Here is a 16604-nt window from a genome sequence, read left to right as displayed (position 1 = left end):
CAGGCGGTAGAGTCCGACATCGAAATCGGACGAGGCGCGGATGAAGCGGCACAGAACGACACCGCGGATCACCGAACGACACGGGTAACAGCGAGCGGAGCGGACTCTTAATCCGCGGGTTCGGGGTTCAAGTCCCTGACGGCGTACCGCACGCCACCTGGGCATACGCGAAAATGTCACGTATGCCCCGCACCGTCTTTACCCCCTTTAGCCCCCACAGTCGCTCCATGCCTACCTGCGGGCGCGGACCGGGCACATCACCCCCTCTCAGGCCCTGCAAAGGCTCCCCGAAGCACGGCCATGCGCGGACGGACGCACCCCTGACCCCGAAGCCATGTAGCCAGGTCACGGGGTGTCCTGGGCCGTGGAGTTGATCGCTGAACTGGCACCTGACCTGCGCCAAACTCTGCGGGTCGCGGCATGCAAGGCCATCATGCGATCTCGGTTGTCCGGGGCAGCCGCAGGATGAACGTCGCGCCTTGGCCCGGCTCGCTGCGCGCCGCCGCTGACCCGCCGTGCGCTTCGGCGAGCTGCCGCACGACGGCCAGGCCCAGTCCGCTGCCGCCGGTCTGCCGGCTGCGCGACTTCTCGGCCCGCCAGAACCGATCGAAGACATATGGCAGGTGCTCGGCCGCGATGCCCGGCCCGGTGTCGGCCACCTCGATCAGCACGTCATCGCCGTCGGTATCCGCGCGCAGGCTTACCCGCCCGCCGGCCGGCGTGTAGCGGACCGCGTTGGCGAGCAGGTTGCCGACCGCCTGCCGCAGCCGTACCGGATCTGCGTCCAGGCACGGATGGCCCGTCACCTCGACGGTCAGCGCCAGTTCGGCGGCCTCGGCCGCGGGGCGGTGGACGGTGGCGATCTGCTCGACGAGGTCGGCCACGTCGACCGGCTCGGGGTGCAGCCGCAGCTTGCCCACGTCGGCGAGCGCGAGCTGCTGCAGGTCGTCGACGATGTGCTGCAGCAATGTGGCCTCCTCGACCAGCGAAGCGGTCAGCGCCGGGTCCAGCTCGGCCACGCCGTCCTGGGCGGCCTCCAGCCAGCCGCGGATGTTGCTCAGCGGCGTGCGCAGCTCGTGCGACACGTCGCTGACCATCGCCTTGCGCTGCCGCTCCATGCGGTCCAGGTGCTCGGACATCTCGTTGAACGCGGCGCTCAGCTCGCCGACCTCGCCCTTGTCTCGCACCATGACCCGCGCCGAGCCGTCGCCGGCCCGCATCCGCCGGGCCGCCGCGGTCACCGCCCGCACCGGCCGCACCAGCCGGGTTGCGACGAGCACGCTGACACCGACCGCCAGGGCGAGGATCACCGCGGTGACCCCCGCGATGCCGTACGGGTCGAGGGTCGGCGTACGGTCCTCCGGCGAGCCGATGTAGAGCAGCGCGGCCGGCGCGACGTACGGCTTCAACTGGGTGCGGCGCGCGGTCGCCAGGCACTCGGCGGCCGACGCCGGAGCGGCCGGCGTGCCGGTCTCGTCCAGCCACACCTCGACCCGGCGTCCGTGGCACTGCCGGACCAGGGCGGCAAGCCGGCTGAGCGCGCGCTTCTCGGTGGCAGTCGGCCCGGGCACGTCCGACGAGCACGGCGGCGAGCCGGGACTCGGCGGTGCGGGCAGCACCGTGCGCTGCGTCGTCACGGTGGACCGGTCCTCCAACCGGCCGGTCGGCTTGCCGGGCTCGGTCCCCGGCTGCTGCGGCTCTTCGACCGGGTTGGCCGGCGGAGCAGGGTTCATCGTCGCTGCGGTCGCTACCAGCCGCGTTGCAGCGCCGCCCGCGAGCCCTCCGGCTTCGCCGCCGGACGGCCGCAGGAGCGCCACGGCGGGCGTCGTGAAAGCAGCCAGTGCGGCGGACGTCGCTCGCGGCGTGGAGGGGCCTTGTCCGGACGGCGCACCGATGGGCGGCCGCGAGGAGGCCGTGCCCGGCGCCGGGGTGGTCGGCCCGCCTTCGCGCCGCAGGTACGCGCGGCCACCGGGCCCAACGACGACCGTGGCGCGCTGCCTCTCCCGCCGCAGGCAGGCCGCCTGCGCATCGACATCCTTGCGCAGCCGCATCCGCTCGGGTTCCGGCAGTCGGAACGGCCCGACCGCGCGTGCGTCGATGCGGTCGGTGGCCGCGCCGGGCACCAGCGAGACGTCGACAGCGAGTGGGTCGACGACGGCCGAGGGCCGCGCCGGCAGCGGCGGGCGACCGGCCGCCGAATCCGCGATCCGGGTGCCGCCCTCGGTCGCCAGCGCGACCCGCTGGTCGCTCTGCCGGGCCAGGGCGCGTACGGTCTCCTCGACGCCGTCCCACCGCGGGTGGCTCGCCGCGTAGCCGAGCAGCGCGTCGTTGATGCGGGCGTCGCGGGCGAGCGTCTGGCCCTGCTGATGCCGGATCTCGCCGGACGTGTTGCGCACTGCCAGCCACGCGGTCGCCACGATCGAGCACACCGCGATCAGCACCGAGCTGGCGACCAGCCGTACGAGCAGGCTATGACGCATGGTCGCCCACCAGCTTGTACCCGACGCCGTACACCGTGCGCAGCCGGACCGGTCGCCGCGGCTGGGGTTCGATCTTCTTGCGCAGGTTCTTCACGTGCACGTCGACCGTGCGTTCGGTGATGAAGCGGTCGAAGCCGTGCAGGTGCTCCAGGAGCTGCGATCGGGTGAAGACCTGCTCCGGCCGCGCGGCCAGCGCCTCCAGGATGCGGAATTCCGCGGGCGTGCACTCGACCTCGCGACCGTCCGCGAGCACCGTGTGCCGCTCGGGGTCCACCGTGATGCCGCCGACCCGGAGCACCCGTTCGCCGGTCCCCCGGCCGGTGCGCCGCAGCAGCGTGCGCACCCGGGCCATCAGCTCGCGCGGGCTGTAGGGCTTGGTGACGTAGTCGTCGGCGCCGAGGTCGAGGCCGAGCAACAGGTCGTCCTCGGTGGAACGGGCGGTCAGCATCAGCACCGGCACGTCGGAGTCGGCGCGCAGCACGCGGCACACGTCGAGGCCGTCGACGCCCGGCATCATCACATCGAGCAGCACGAGGTCGGGGCGGCGCGCGCGAGCCGCGTGGATCGCGGTCCGCCCGTCGTGGACGACGACCACGGAGTGTCCTTCGTGCTGGAGATAGCGGCGCAGCAGCTCCGCCTGTTTGGCGTCGTCCTCCGCGACCAGGACATTCGCGCACATAGCCCTCGAGCGTAGGCGACTCGTGACGGGGACCACGGGATCATCACAACGGCCTCACAGGTTCTTCACTTTCCTTGGCCAGCATCTCGCGGCATGCGCCACGTCAAGATTCACACCGGCGTCCTGCTCGCCGCCGGCCTGATCGCCGGGCTGGCCGGCTGCGGCTCGTCGAACGATGGCAAATCGGAGGGCGGGCCGCCCCGGACGGGCAGCCCGGCGGCCAACGCCGGGCCACAGCAGGCAGCGCAGCTGCAGGGCGGTGCGGAGATAGCGACCGTACGCGGCCGCCGGATCGCCGTGCACAAGCAGAAGGGTGACGGAGCAGCCTGGAAGACGCTGTCCAGCCCGAACGAGATGGGCGCCACCCGGGTCCTCCTCGTCGACACCAAGGACGGCGACTGGCTCAAGGTGCTGCTGCCGATCCGGCCCAATGGCAGCACCGGCTGGGTCAAGGCGTCCGACGTCACGCTGTCGTCGACGACCCACCGGGTGGAGATCGACCCGAAGGCGTTCACGTTCACCGTCTTCGATGGCGACAAGGTGCTGCGCACCGGCCAAGTCGCCACCGGCGAGGGCGGCACCCCCACCCCAGCCGGCCGCTTCTACTTCACCGAGCTGGTCAAACCGCCGAACCCCAACGGCGACTACGGCGCGTACGCCTTCGGGCTGAGCGGTTTCTCCCCGACGTTGAAGACCTTCGCCGGCGGCCCCGGACAGCTCGCCGTGCACGGCACGAACAAGGCGTCGGCGCTGGGCGACAAGGCCAGCCACGGCTGCGTGCGGGTCGCCAACGACGACATCACCTGGATGGCCAAGACCCTGGCGATCGGCACACCGGTCGTCGTCAAGGAATGAAACAACAACGGAAGGAACATCGATGCGCCTGAAGCCCCTCATCGGAGCCGTCGCGCTGGGCGTCGGCCTGGCCGGCACCGGTCTGGCCGCCGCCGAGGCCGCCACCGAGGCCTCGACCACCACGCCGGCCGCCGCGCCCACCGCGCCCGGCCAACTGCCGAGCCGCCCCGGCGACAAGCCGTCAAAGCCCGGCGAGCCGCCGATCGCCGCGCCGCCCGGCAAGCCCATCCCCAAGGCGCCGAACTACACCGGCTGACCCCTGGACCGCAGGCCCGCACATCTCCCGTGCGGGCCTGACGGGGTTCCGGCTGCGGCCTGCTCGGCAGGGCCGTCGCCGCCGAGCAGAACGAGCGGGTGGTGCTGCTCGGCGACCTGAACGGCACCACGAGATCATCACATCGGCCTCACAGCTTCTTCACTTTCCTCGGCCAGCATCTCCCGGCATGCGGCACATCAAGATTCACACCGCCGCGGAAGTGATCACGAAAAGGGAGAAAGGAAGAGGCCATGACCAGGGAAACTCGGACTAATGACGGAGGATGGGACCGGCGTTCGCTGTTGCGGGGCGCCGCCGTGGTGGCCGGTGCCGCCGCGACCGCGCCACTACTGGGCGGCGCGGCCACGGCGCGAGTCGGCGGCGGTGACGCGGATGCGTTGTACCAGGCGGGGAAGTTCGAGCAGGCCGCCCGGGCGTATGAGGAGATCCTGAAGAAAGACCCTGCGAACCTGCACGCGGCCCGCCGGCGCGGCTATATCGGGCTGCTGGGCAACAAGTTCCCCGACGCTGAAAAGTATCTCAACATGGCCCTCAAACTGGCGCCCGAGGACAAGGAGACCAACTACTACCTGGGCGACTGCTACATCCGGCAGGACAAATACTCCCTCGCCGCACCACGCTGGCAGGCGGCCGGCGAGGACGCCTACGCCAAATGGTTCGCGGCAGTCCGCGGCGAGGCGTATCAGATCCACGGCGACATCGGCCGGGTAAAAATTGAGCAGATGGACCCGGAGCCACTGGTGGAGGCCTCGGTCAACGGCGGCCCGGCGAAGCGCTTCGTGTTCTACACCGGCGCCCCGTATCTGGGCATGCGTGCGTCGGTGGCCAAGGAGGCCGGGCTGAGCCCGGTCGCCAGCCAGAAGCTCGACTTCGAGGGCACCACCATATGGGCGTACTACGGGATACTGGACTCCTTCAAGCTCGGTGGCATCGAACTGCGCAACGTCCCCGTGAGCTGGTCGGCGACGGAGTCGGGCGACGATGTCGACACAGACAGCGACGGTTTGATCGGCACGTGGGTCTTCTACCACCTGCTGACCACCTTCGACTACGCGGGCCAGTCGCTGATCCTGCGCCGCCCGACCCCCGAAGCGGCCAGGAAGGTACGCGCCGACGCCGCCCGGGCGGGCACCAAGCCCCTGCCGCTGTGGCTGGGCCGTGAGCAATATCTGAGCAGCACGGGCAGCTTCGCCGGCGCAGCCGGTTCCGGCGCCGGGGTGGTGGGCGTGAACTTCGGTGGCGTCGGCGAGATCGCCGCGGGCATGGTCGGGGAAACGGCCGAGCAGCTGGGGGTCCGCGTCGACTACGACCGCCAGATCGGGACATTTGCCCAAAGTCACCCGGCCGTCGCCTACCCCTGCTACCCGAAGGAGATCCGCATCGGCGACGCCGTCGCCAAGGAGGTCTATTGCTACACGAACCCGAACGCAGAGGTCAACGTGCCCTGGCCCTATGGGGATGGGGTCGACTCGATGGTCTGGTTCGCCCACTGCTTCTGGAAGCCCTACAACATCACCGTCGACTTCACCGACATGAACCTCTACATCGCCCGCGGCAAGGCCACCTGATCGAGCCGGGCAGATTGAACAGGTTCTATTTTCCGGCTGGGCGCACGGGGTGATTTGCCCCCTTTTTTCCCACGGCTGCTCCATGCCTGCTCGCGGGCGCGGACGTCTTAGCGGTGTCGGTCGACGACATAGCCACATCCCGTGCGTTCTCAACGGTCCGCATCCAGTCCCTTCGCAGGCATCGTGTGGAGAACATGACGCTGTCTCGCCCGGGTCCTGATCTCGATGCACGGGTTCGGGATCAGGAACGCGGGCGAACACCCACCCGAAGGCGGCAACGATGCCCTCGGACAGGCCATGCCCCTAGCGGTGTTCGCCTCACTCTCCGGGCCCTTGAGCAGGGCCTATTACGACAAGAAGAGAGCCCAGGGCAAGAAACACAACGCCGCGCTCATTTTGCCTGGTCTGCCCGCCGCTCCGACGTCAGCTACGCCATGCTCCGCGACCAACAGCCCGACCGGCCCTCACGCAAACCAGCCGCTCGGGGCCGCTTGACCTCCCGGTTTCCCAACCGCTGAAGACGTCGGCGCGAATGCCCGCTCGACTTCGGCGGCCCAAGGAGAGTCAGTAGATCCTTACGGCCCGATAGTTCGACTCGTCCACGGGGCCAGACCGCATTCCGGCCAGCCCGGTCGCGCCCGTTCCGGTGGTTGGGCGCGACCGTGCACGCAAACCCAAAACCTGTGCGCTCATCTGAAGGACCTGTTCCGCATGTGCTTGGACGCTTGAGGCAGTCGGGCTGAAGCGGCGTTCTTACGCGCTCAGTGCGAACGGCACTGTCGGAGCGGTCTTCGACGTGCCCACACGTCCGTCCAAGCCACAACCGTTCAGGAGGGCTCGTTGCAGACCATCTCGAGGACAGGGGTGCGGCTGCTCGCCGTCGCGGCGCTGGCCGGACCAGCGATCATGATCGGCAGTCCGAACGCCCACGCGACGATTCACCGGTATCCCGCCCGTGACGGTACCTGCGTCGGAGGACCCGAGATCCTGCGCTGTCTCGAACTGCGCTACGACGACGTGAACCGTCGCTACCGAGCATGGGCCTGGATCATCGACGTCGCGGGCGGCGCCGACGCGCGGGTCAAAATCGGCAGCGTGTCAGTCTCACCACCTGGTGGATCCCTGCCGAACCTTGACTGGCAAGAGGTCAGAGACGACTTCGCCTCCAGCCTGGAACCCTGTATAGGCAGACCCCTTCTGGTGGGCTTCCAGGCCACCTACAGCTGGCGCATCAAAGCCACCGGCGCAGAGGGCCATCAGCTGCGTTCCGGCACCGTCACCATCTGCCAATAGCCAATCTCGTCCGCTCCCCGAGCCGTCGTTCCTCAGCGCAGGTCTCCCTGTCCTTCCCCGGGCCATCGTCTCGGGCCCGCCGGCTCGGACGCGTTCATCCCAACCGGAACGCTCCGGGCAGCTATACGATCATGTCTGTTTGGCTTCGTGGGACCTCGGGAGGACCCTCGTCCCGTCGGGCGGGTCCACGGTGAGCCGGCCCTCCAGCAGTCCGATCCGCCGCGGCGCCTGACCCGTGTCGCGATGCCGGGTCCCCGGCCCGCTGGGAGGACGGGCCGGAGAACCGGGGGTCACGTCCCCGCCTCACCCATCGGGCGCGAGCGTCACGAACTCGTCTCGGGCGCACGCCGAACTCGCCGACCCGGACTGTTGGATGCCATGTCCGCATGGCGTTATGCGTGCGCTGGTCAGGGCCTGTGCTCTTCCGGGGGTGGGAGGTAGGGCCGGAAGTGATCGGCGACCATGTCGGCCATGGCGTCGGCGTCGCGAGTTCCGTCGACTTCGATCACACGGATGCCGAGGTGCTGGGCGGAGCGGACGGCGTCGTCGGCGACGAGGCGGTCTCGCCTGAGCCGGTTGCGTTGTGCCCGGGCGGGATCGCTGAGGTCGTGGCTGACAGCGGCGGCTCGGGTGAGTTCACCCAGTTGCCGGTCGCGGAATGTCTCGGTGGGCACCATGACGACCATCCGCCGTGGCGAATCGATGATCGGTGCGACCAACTCGGGGCGAAGACCCCAGCCTTCGGCGATGATGGGCCGCCCGGAGACCAGAGCACGCAGGTCGTCCAGAGCCCATTCGAAGCGGATCGGAAAGCCGACCAGTGTTTCCGCGGCCATGTCTTCTGGGGTGGTGTTCACCCAGATGGTTTCCGGGTCCGGATCGGCAGGCGAGTGGCCGAGCTTGACCTGGCGGGCGATCCGACGGTCGTTGTGGCCGCGGGCGTCGTGATGGTCGTAGTGATAGGCGGTCAGCCCGTATCGGTCGGTCAGCAGCCGGGCCACGGTGGACTTGCCGGCCCATTGCCCGCCACCGATCCAGAGGAGCCGGCCAAGCGTGCCGAACGGATCCCAGACTCGGCTGTTGCCGGCGCGCTTAGTCATCGATCTCCTTTTCGGGTGCGGCTGTTGCCTGCGCGTAGTTCACCCGGTCGCCAAGGGGGCCGGGCCAAGCACATTGGTCAGCTGTTTCTCGACCTTAGTGAGGGCGAACGCCGGGGGCATGAATCGCGGGTGTTCGTCGAGGTCCCCAACCCCAGGGTGAGCCTGCTGATGTACGGCCGGGCGGAGACGGCGATCGACGTCCAGCCGGGCGAGACGTACGGTTGAACTACGCCGCGCCGTCGTGGTTCTGCATCCGGGGCTCGCTGGACAGGGGCCGCAGAAACACCGGGGCAGCGCCGCCGCCATCTGGGTCCTGTGCCTCTCACTGGCCCTCATCCCCGTCATCATCGTCCTCGGATCGCGCTGACAGTGAACGCACGTGCCCAGGGCTCCCGCCACAAGGTCCCTGACACTGGCAGGGCCACCGGGGGCGGATCGCAACACGTTCGCCGACATCATCAGACTTCAGGATGCGCTCTCAGCTCCCCTCGCCCTGAGCCGGCGTTCATGGTCGCAAATCGCCATGTTCGCTCGGCGGCTCTGGTAGCGGGTGTCACGAGTCGACAGGGTGCGTCACGTGAAGCGCCACCGACGCGAACAGAACGGCACGATCTGGCGGTGGCGAATACCGCCTGGCATGCAGGGTTGCGACTCTTAAGCCGCGGGTTCGGGAGTCAAGTCCCTGACGGCGCACTCGTCTGTCCGCAGCGACGCCCGCTGGTGCATGAGCCCGATGGAGGCGTCGGCGCGTCCGGTTGGTATCGGGGGCGAGCCGCCTGGATCCGCATCATCTTTCTATGGAGCTCATCAGCGGCCGGGTCGTCGACTCTGTCAGTGACCTGTTGAAGGTACCGTAGCGCGAGATCGGCGTTGCTCCCTTGTTCCAGTTCCGCGAGCCGCATGACCGCGTCTTGAAAGGGGTCGAGGTTCAGGCGCCGCCGGCAGAAAGCGAATCGCCTAGCGGTGATAGGCGTAGTAGCCGTGGACAGTGTGGTCGGTGTCTATCAAGTAGCACCACTGGCGCTCCCACTCGCCGTCGCTCTGCAGCTCGTACTCGAGTGCAACCTCGCGTGTGATTTTTTCCGTGATCTCTTTGATCGCATCGGCCTGTGACTCGTGTTCAGGTCCTTGCGGATCGTTGGCGAAGACATTGCGGCGCAGCGAGACGATTCGAGCGGCCGCCGGCGGAATCTCGCGAAGCTGAACGCTCAAGCTCAGCGTGCAAGGCGGCGGACGGATCCCCGGTCACCGGCACGGTGCGTTCGGTTCCCGGGTCGCAGCTGCTCGGACCGGTCGTTGTCCACGCGCTCCAACGAGACACCGACGGCTCCACAAAAGTGACAGGCATCAGGTCCTGGCCCACCCACGGGTGGACCCGGGCTCACCTCAGATCGGCTGGTGTCTCGCGGGGAGGGGGTGCGGGATCTCCATTGAAAAGCCGCATCCCCGAAGGATAGCGATCTTGCAGAGGGAACGCCGATCGTGGCGACCTTCCGCGCGACAAGGACCTGGCCGGCCTCATCGGCGAGCTCGTCATCGGAGGGGCTCTGCCCGGGGCGGGCGGGGCTCGGTGACTGCCTTGAAAATTCCCCGGGGCGCCGGGTCAGCGGGGAGGCAGGCCGGTGCGGCGGAGCCAGGCGTCGATGTCGGGTCCGGCGCTGGTGACCTGTTCGCCGCGGACGGCGAGGCCTGCGCCGATGGTGGCGCGGGGGCAGGAGGCGGCGTAGTCGCGTTCGGTGGTGCCCAGACCGCTCATGGCGTAGGTGGTGAGGGGGTGGACGACCTTGCCGGTGAAGTCGAGCTTGTCGGTGAACGTCGGCATGATCATGGGTGCTCGGACGTTCCAGATGGGGCTGGCCAGCAGGACCGTCGGGTAGGGGTCGATGTCGGGCAGGGCGCCGGCGATGGCGGGGCGGGCATCGGCGTTCTGTTCCTCGACGTTGCGGGCGACGGTCTGGTCGTAGTCGGCGGGGTAGGGGTCGGCGGGCTGGATGCGGTGGACGTCGCAGTCCAGGCGTTCGCGGATCATCCGGGCGAGGACTTCGGTGTTGCCGATCTCCAGGTTGCGACGGCCGCCGTAGTGGTAGTTCTCGCCCGCTCGGGAGAAGTAGGCCAGGAGCACCGGCGCGCCCGTCGAGGAAGACCGCCGCGGAACGGGGCGTTCGCTCGGCTGTCTCGATGAAGGCCCCGACGAGGGGCTGGAGCCGCGCGGTGATGGTGGGGAGCAACCGCTGGTGATCACGGCTCCGGTGGTGAGAAGGGCGCCGCGCAGCAGCGAGCGGCGCCCGAGCGCGGCGCGTGGTGGTGGTCTCATCTCAGCCTCGTGCCCTTCTGGTCGCGTCACTCGACGCGCATGGTGCCCAGCCGGCTGACCATGGCGGGGTCGCGGTGGTCGAAGTAGAGCGTGGTGCCGGTGTCCAGGGCGGCGATGCGGTCCATCTCGTCGTCGGTGAGCGTGAAGTCGAAGACGTCGAGGTTGGCGGCCATGCGGTCGGGGCTGACCGACTTGGCGTTGACGGGGATCTGCCGCTGGATGAGCCAGCGGAGCACGACCTGGGCGACGGACTTGCCGTGCGCTTCGCCGATCCGCGTCAGGACCGGGTCGGTGAACAGGTTGTTCTTCCCGGCCGCGAAGGGGCCCCAGGATTCGATGACCACGCCGTTGTCGCTGTTGATCTTCTGGTCGGTGTCGCGCTGGAAGAACGGGTGGACCTCGATCTGGTTGACCGCGGGCACCACGTCGTTGTGGTCGATCAGGTCGACCACGCGGTCGGGGTGGAAGTTGGAGATCCCGATCGCCCTGATCCGGCCTTGGCGGTGCAGGTCCTGCATGGCGCGCCACTGGCCGTACACGTCGCCGTAGGGCTGGTGGATCAGGTACAGGTCCAGGTGGTCCAGGCCGAGCTTGGTGAGCGAGGTCTCGAAGGCGCGCTTGGTGTTGTCGTCCGCGGGGTCGTCCTGCACCCACAGTTTGGTGGTGACGAACAGTTCGTCGCGCGGGATGCCGCTGTTCTTCAGGGCGCGGCCGACGGCCTCCTCGTTCTGGTAGGCCGAGGCGGTGTCGAACTTGCGGTAGCCGGCGGCCAGCGCGTCGGTGACGGCCTGCTCGGTCTCCTCGGGCGGGATCTGGAAGACGCCGAATCCCAGGATCGGCATCCGCACACCGTTGTTCAGGGTGATGTTCTGCATGACCTGTCCTTCATCGATGCGATGGTGCTTGGTTCGTCGGCTTCAAGGAGGTCACGTCGGAGCCGACGTCCTCCACCACGCCCGGGAATTCGTGTCCCATCGGCCGCCCGGTGCCGGCCGCGGGCATCGACTTGTAGGGCCACAGGTCGCTGCCGCACACGCACGACAGCACCACGCGGACGACCGCGTCGGTGGGCTGCTGGGCTTTGGGGTCGGGACGGTCCTCGCCGCGCACGTCACCGGCGCCGCACATCACGGCTGCACGCATGGGCTGTTCCTCTCGTTCGCTCTGGCCGGCCCCCGCCCGCAGCCGGGCGGTGGTGAAGCGACCGCCCGGGTCAGCGCTCCAGCATCTGCAGTCCTGCCTCGGTGTGGGTGTCGCCGGCCGCCGGAGGAAGGCCGCTCAGCCTGCCGAGCTGCTCGTCGGTCAGCCGGAGGTCGTCGGCGGCGGTGTTCTCCTCCACCCGGTGCACGCGCTTGGTGCCGGGGATGGGGACGATGTCGTCGCCCTGGGCCAGCGACCACGCCAGGGCGACCTGGGCGGGAGTGGCGCCGGCTTCGGCGGCGACGGCCTCGACCTCGTCGGCGATGCGCAGGTTGCGCTGGAAGTTGTCGCCGGTGAAGCGCGGATTGCCGTGCCGGAAGTCGCCTTCGGTGAAACCGTCGGTGGAGCGGATGGTGCCGGTGAGGAAGCCGTGGCCCAGCGGCGCGAACGGCACCAGCCCGATGCCCAGCTCGCGCAGCAGCGGCAGGACCCGCTGCTCCAGGCCGCGCGTCCACAACGAGTACTCCGACTGCACGGCGGTGACCGGGTGGACGGCGTGGGCGCGGCGGATGGTGTCGGGCCCGGCCTCCGACAGCCCGATGTGGCCGATCTTGCCCTGGGCCACCAGCTCGGCCAGCGCGCCGACGGTGTCCTCGATCGGGACGGCCGGGTCGACGCGGTGCTGGTAGTACAGGTCGATGTGGTCGGTGTCCAGGCGCTTCAACGATCCCTCGACCGCGGTGCGGATGTTGGCGGGGCTGGAGTCCAGGTTCCACGGGCCGGCCCCAGCGTGGGCGATCATCCCGAACTTCGTCGCCAGGACCACCTGGTCACGGCGGCCCTTGAGCGCCCGGCCGAGGAGCTCCTCGTTGGTGTAGGGCCCGTAGATCTCGGCGGTGTCGATCAGCGTGACACCGAGCTCCAGGGCGCGGTGCAGCGTGGCGATCGACTCGGTCTCGTCGGTCCCCGAATCGGTGTAGCCGTGGGACATGCCCATCGCGCCCAGCCCGATCCGAGCCACCTCCAGCTCGCCGAGCTTCACATGCTTCATGATCGCTATCCCCCTGTGAGGTCGGACCCCCCCGACTCGTGCCGTCTGACCCGGCTGCTCATCGGAGCCCTACCCGGGCCCGGTAGGCCCGGACTATCGCGGCGGCCGTTCCCGGGCAAACGTTTCTTTGCCCGGGGCCTTGGGCCGGGAGACGTGTGCCGGCCGGGGCGCGGGTTCGCTGCTTACAGCTAACCCTTGACCTGTACCGGCAGACAGTCACCGCCTAAAGGGGTACCGACAGGGACCCCCTCATCCAGGGATGGGTGCTTAGCCTGGGAATATGGACAACCGCACCGAGGTCCGGGCGTTCCTCAGCTCACGCCGGGCGAAGGTCAGCCCGCAGCAGGCCGGACTCCCCTCGCACGGCCGCCGCAGGGTGGAAGGGCTGCGGCGCGGCGAGGTCGCCGCGCTGGCCGGGGTCAGCGTCGAGTACTACACGCGCCTGGAGCGCGGCAACCTCGCCGGCGCCTCCGAGAGCGTCCTGGACGCCATCGCCCGCGCGCTGCGGCTCGACGACACCGAGACCGCGCACCTGCACCACCTGGCCCGCGCCGCCGCCACCCCGCAGGCCCGTGCCCGCCGCGTCAAGACACCCGAGGTGCGGGCGCCGGTCCGCCGGGTGCTGGAGGCCATGACCGGGGTGCCGGCGTTCGTGCGCGACCACCGGTTCGACATCCTGGCCGCGAACCCCCTCGGCATGGCCCTGTACGCGCCCATGTTCGCCGCGAACGCGTCCCTGCCGGTGAACTCGATGCGCTTCACCTTCCTCAACCCTCACGCCCAGGGGTTCTACCTCGACTGGGCACAGGTCGCCCGCTCCGCCGTCGCAGCGCTGCGCATCGCCGCCGCCCGCAACCCTCACGACCAGCACCTGGTGAACCTGATCGGTGAGCTGTCCATGCGCAGCGACCCCTTCCGCTCCTGGTGGGCCGCCCAGGACGTCTACGTTCACCGGCACGGGAGCAAACGTTTCCACCACCCCGCCATCGGCGACCTCGACCTGGACTACGAGGCGTTCGAGCTGCCGGGCGAGGAGACCCTCACGCTCCTGACCTACTCCGCCGAACCGGGAACCCCCTCCGGCGACGGCCTCGAACTCCTCGCCACCTGGGCGGCGCGGAACGCCGACGCCCCCGCCCCGGCGGGCGAATGACCGCGCAGACAACAGCCGGCGGGCGGATGGCGGAGCAGTACAAGAGAACGAGACGGTGGCGTTGAGCTCGTGTCTGGCTGCCATCCGGTTACTCGGGACCGTTCACACTGCGCCTTCGTCCTGCGGGGCGCTTGGGCCCAACGGGATGCGCAGGACCAGGCGGGCGCCGGTCTGGCTGTCGGCGAGGTCCAGCGTGCCTGCGTGGGCGTGCGCGATCTCCCGGCAGATCGCCAGGCCGAGTCCCGTGCCCGACGGGTCGGCGCGGCGGGCGTCGGCGCGGCGGAAGAACCGGTCGAACACCGCCTCGCGATCCTCCTCGGGGATGCCCGGTCCGTCGTCGCTCACCTCCAGGACCGCGTGCCCGTCCCGCGCGGCCACCTGGATCTCGATCCGCGACCGGGCGTGCCGTTCGGCGTTGCTCACCAGGTTCTCCACCAGGCGCATCAACCGTACGGGCGATCCGGTGACGACCACGCCCTCCTCCAGCCGGGCGTCGACCGCCGGTCCGGTCAGCGTGCGCCGCTCCAGGCAGGCTCGGACGATCCCGGCCAGGTCGACCCGCTCCCGCTCGGCCGCCACCCCGGCGTTCAGGCGGGCCAGCTCCAGCAGGTCGCCGACGATGTCACCGAGCCGTTCGGCGTCCAGCAGCGCCGCCCGCAGGATGTCGTGTGGATCGGCCCGCGGATCCTCCAGCGCGGCCTGCAACCGCAGTTGCAGGCCTGTGATGGGGCCGCGCAGGTCGTGGGAGGTGTCGGCGACGGCGTTGCGGTGACGCTCCATCTCGCGGCGCAGCTCGGCGAGATCGCCCTCAAGCGCACGGTGCAGGCGCAGGTTGTCGGCTTGTAACCGGGTGGCGCGCGCGTACAGCTCGGCCTCGATCACCTGCATCCGCGCCTTGAGGGTGACCGGGCCGGCGCGGCGGCTCATCGGCTCGGAGGCGCGGCCGCGCACCTGATCGACGAACGCGGTCACCTCCTCGACCCGGTGGATGACGTACCTGACGGCACCGTCCGGGCCCAGCACCGGAGCGTTCATCAAACTCCAGTACCGCTCCTCCATCACACCGGCGGGCGACTCCACGTCATAGCGCAGCAGCGGCATCACATCGACGCGGCCCTCGGCGACGACCCGCTCCAGCGACGCCCGCAACATCACCGCGCCCTGATCGGCCGGGCCGCCGCGAAACCGTTCATAGCTCTTCTCGCCGATCAGCGAGGCCTGAGAACTCCCGGACACGGCTTCATAGGCGCGGTTGACCAGCAGATACACACCGCCGGGATCCAGCAGCGCGGTCGGGATCGGCAAAGCGTCGAACACCGCGGCGAAATCCACCCCGTCCAACGGCCCCCACCCTTTCAGGTGAACCCGAACCACCTGCCTGTCTACCGAAACCTCCCCTTCTCACAGCAATCAGCACGCCAAGACAGGCTTCGGTGACCGCCAAACTCGTCACGCATCTTCCAGCCGGCGTCATGTGCTCAGTGAGGCGGGTTCGCGGTGTCCATGCCGGACGAGGCGTGGGCTCGTGCGCTGTGGGGCGGTGGGGCGGTGGAACGGCGTTGAACCAGGCCGGGTGTGACGGAGAAGCGGACGGCTGAGGTGCGGCCTTCGATGCGTTCGAGGAGGAGGCGGCCGGAGGTCCGGCCCATGAGGGCGCCGTCCTGGTCGATGCTGGTGAGGGAGATGTTGGGGAGCGCTGCCAGGCGGGTGTTGTCGTAGCCGACGACGGAGACGTCCCCGGGGACGGACAGGCCGGACTCGTGGACGGCGGCGAGGGCACCGAAGGCGGCCTGGTCGGCGCCGGCGAAGATGGCGGTCGGGCAGGGGGAACGCTCGAGGAGTTCGAGGGCTCCCTGGTAGCCGCCTTCTTCGGTGTAGTAGGTGGTGGCGACGGCGATCTCGTCGGCGAGGCCGTGCTCGCGCATGACGCGCTCGTAGGCCTCAGAGCGGATCTTGTGCAGGAGGTCGGCGGGGCGGGCGACGCTGTCGTCCTGGTGGGTGATGTGCACGATGTGGCGGTGCCCCAGGTCGATGAGGTGCCGCACGGCCAGTTCGGCGCCGGTCTCGTCGTCGTCGAAGACCGCGTCGTACACGGTGGAGCGTTCGTGCCGGCCGAGCACCACCGTGGGGGTCTGCCTGGCGACCTCTTCCAGGCGGGTCTTGGGGGCGAGAGGGCCGACCATGACGATGCCGTCGACCTGCCGGTCGATGAGCGCGTCGACGGCCCGCCGCTCGGTCGTGCGGGTGGCGCCGCCCTGAATCAGGATCGCCTGGTAGTCGGTGTCGGCGAGCTGCTCCATCAGGCCGTCGAGGATGTCGGCGAAGAACGGGTTCCTGATGTGCGGGAGCATCAGGCCGATGGTGTACGTGCGTCCGCGCATCGCACGGGCGGCGGCGTGCGGCCGGTAGCCGAGCTCGGCGATGGCGGCGCTGACCCGCTCGCGCATGGCCGGGCTGACGCCGTAGGCGTTGCGTATCACCTTGGACACCGCGGTGGTGGAGACCTTGGCGTGGCTGGCCACGTCCGCGATCGTCACTCGACGCGGCCCATCACCGGTGGCCATGATCCTCCTCGTTCAGGCGGCGCCTCGATTGTAGGGGCAGGACGGTCGCAGGTGATGGGTAACGTTACCCATAATTTGGACCCTTCCTTTTCACAGAAGCTGATCTAGCTGCTCATCTGCTGTGGATCGT

15 protein-coding genes, 1 tRNA gene and 1 pseudogene are annotated in these 16604 nt (G+C 69.4%); 7 read left to right on the top strand and 10 right to left on the bottom strand.

Annotated features, from left to right (window positions below; genetic code table 11):
* Positions 1-55 precede the first annotated feature (55 nt).
* Positions 56-146, top strand: a tRNA-Lys gene (locus ABZ810_RS10215).
* Positions 147-431: 285 nt separating this feature from the next.
* Here ABZ810_RS10215 and ABZ810_RS10210 read toward each other — a convergent pair.
* The gene (locus ABZ810_RS10210; RefSeq protein WP_358401651.1) at positions 432-2480 is read right to left on the bottom strand and encodes a HAMP domain-containing sensor histidine kinase; all 2049 of its coding nucleotides are present in this window, start codon (positions 2478-2480) and stop codon (positions 432-434) included.
* Positions 2470-3159, bottom strand: a complete 690-nt coding sequence (locus ABZ810_RS10205) for a response regulator transcription factor (protein WP_358401649.1) — start codon at positions 3157-3159, stop codon at positions 2470-2472. The genes ABZ810_RS10210 and ABZ810_RS10205 overlap by 11 nt, the downstream gene beginning before the upstream one ends.
* A gap of 93 nt (positions 3160-3252) precedes the next feature.
* Between ABZ810_RS10205 and ABZ810_RS10200 the strand changes: the two genes are divergently transcribed.
* The 5 genes and pseudogenes from ABZ810_RS10200 to ABZ810_RS10180 all read left to right on the top strand — a co-directional run bounded on the left by ABZ810_RS10200 (position 3253) and on the right by ABZ810_RS10180 (position 7152).
* The gene (locus ABZ810_RS10200; RefSeq protein ID WP_358401647.1) at positions 3253-4014 is read left to right on the top strand and encodes a L,D-transpeptidase; all 762 of its coding nucleotides are present in this window, start codon (positions 3253-3255) and stop codon (positions 4012-4014) included.
* Positions 4015-4036: 22 nt separating this feature from the next.
* Positions 4037-4270, top strand: coding sequence for a hypothetical protein (locus ABZ810_RS10195; RefSeq protein ID WP_358401645.1), 234 nt, complete (start codon positions 4037-4039; stop codon positions 4268-4270).
* Between the two features lie 251 nt (positions 4271-4521).
* Complete coding sequence (locus tag ABZ810_RS10190) at positions 4522-5859, top strand: tetratricopeptide repeat protein (RefSeq protein WP_358401643.1); 1338 nt, start codon at positions 4522-4524, stop codon at positions 5857-5859.
* A 240-nt stretch (positions 5860-6099) separates the two neighbouring features.
* Positions 6100-6377 (top strand): annotated as a pseudogene (locus ABZ810_RS10185) (hypothetical protein); the annotation flags it as partial.
* 346 nt (positions 6378-6723) lie between these two features.
* Positions 6724-7152, top strand: coding sequence for a hypothetical protein (locus ABZ810_RS10180; RefSeq protein ID WP_358401641.1), 429 nt, complete (start codon positions 6724-6726; stop codon positions 7150-7152).
* 407 nt (positions 7153-7559) lie between these two features.
* Here ABZ810_RS10180 and ABZ810_RS10175 read toward each other — a convergent pair whose 3' ends face one another.
* The 6 genes from ABZ810_RS10175 to ABZ810_RS10150 form a co-directional block, all read right to left on the bottom strand.
* The gene (locus ABZ810_RS10175) at positions 7560-8252 is read right to left on the bottom strand and encodes a hypothetical protein (protein ID WP_358401639.1); all 693 of its coding nucleotides are present in this window, start codon (positions 8250-8252) and stop codon (positions 7560-7562) included.
* A 957-nt stretch (positions 8253-9209) separates the two neighbouring features.
* A complete protein-coding gene (locus ABZ810_RS10170) occupies positions 9210-9464 on the bottom strand; it encodes a hypothetical protein (protein ID WP_358401637.1) in 255 nt (84 codons plus the stop codon).
* Positions 9465-9855: 391 nt separating this feature from the next.
* A complete protein-coding gene (locus ABZ810_RS10165; RefSeq protein ID WP_358401635.1) occupies positions 9856-10566 on the bottom strand; it encodes a flavodoxin in 711 nt (236 codons plus the stop codon).
* A gap of 26 nt (positions 10567-10592) precedes the next feature.
* The gene (locus ABZ810_RS10160; RefSeq protein ID WP_358401633.1) at positions 10593-11441 is read right to left on the bottom strand and encodes an aldo/keto reductase; all 849 of its coding nucleotides are present in this window, start codon (positions 11439-11441) and stop codon (positions 10593-10595) included.
* 10 nt (positions 11442-11451) lie between these two features.
* The gene (locus ABZ810_RS10155) at positions 11452-11709 is read right to left on the bottom strand and encodes an alcohol dehydrogenase catalytic domain-containing protein (RefSeq protein WP_358401631.1); all 258 of its coding nucleotides are present in this window, start codon (positions 11707-11709) and stop codon (positions 11452-11454) included.
* 70 nt (positions 11710-11779) lie between these two features.
* Positions 11780-12757 carry an aldo/keto reductase gene (locus ABZ810_RS10150; RefSeq protein ID WP_358401629.1) on the bottom strand — a complete coding sequence of 326 codons (978 nt, stop codon included), beginning with the start codon at positions 12755-12757 and terminating at the stop codon, positions 11780-11782.
* 280 nt (positions 12758-13037) lie between these two features.
* Between ABZ810_RS10150 and ABZ810_RS10145 the strand changes: the two genes are divergently transcribed.
* Positions 13038-13910 carry a helix-turn-helix transcriptional regulator gene (locus ABZ810_RS10145; protein ID WP_358401627.1) on the top strand — a complete coding sequence of 291 codons (873 nt, stop codon included), beginning with the start codon at positions 13038-13040 and terminating at the stop codon, positions 13908-13910.
* A 102-nt stretch (positions 13911-14012) separates the two neighbouring features.
* Here the strand turns inward: ABZ810_RS10145 and ABZ810_RS10140 are convergent, their stop codons facing one another.
* Positions 14013-15242: an ATP-binding protein gene (locus tag ABZ810_RS10140; RefSeq protein ID WP_358401714.1), complete on the bottom strand. Its 1230-nt coding sequence runs from the start codon at positions 15240-15242 to the stop codon at positions 14013-14015.
* 146 nt (positions 15243-15388) lie between these two features.
* Positions 15389-16474: a LacI family DNA-binding transcriptional regulator gene (locus ABZ810_RS10135; protein WP_358401625.1), complete on the bottom strand. Its 1086-nt coding sequence runs from the start codon at positions 16472-16474 to the stop codon at positions 15389-15391.
* Positions 16475-16604: the final 130 nt, after the last annotated feature.

The sequence above is a fragment of the Spirillospora sp. NPDC047279 genome (genome assembly GCF_040643285.1).
Lineage (GTDB): Bacteria > Actinomycetota > Actinomycetes > Streptosporangiales > Streptosporangiaceae > Spirillospora.
This window is presented reverse-complemented; position numbering and strand designations above follow the sequence as displayed.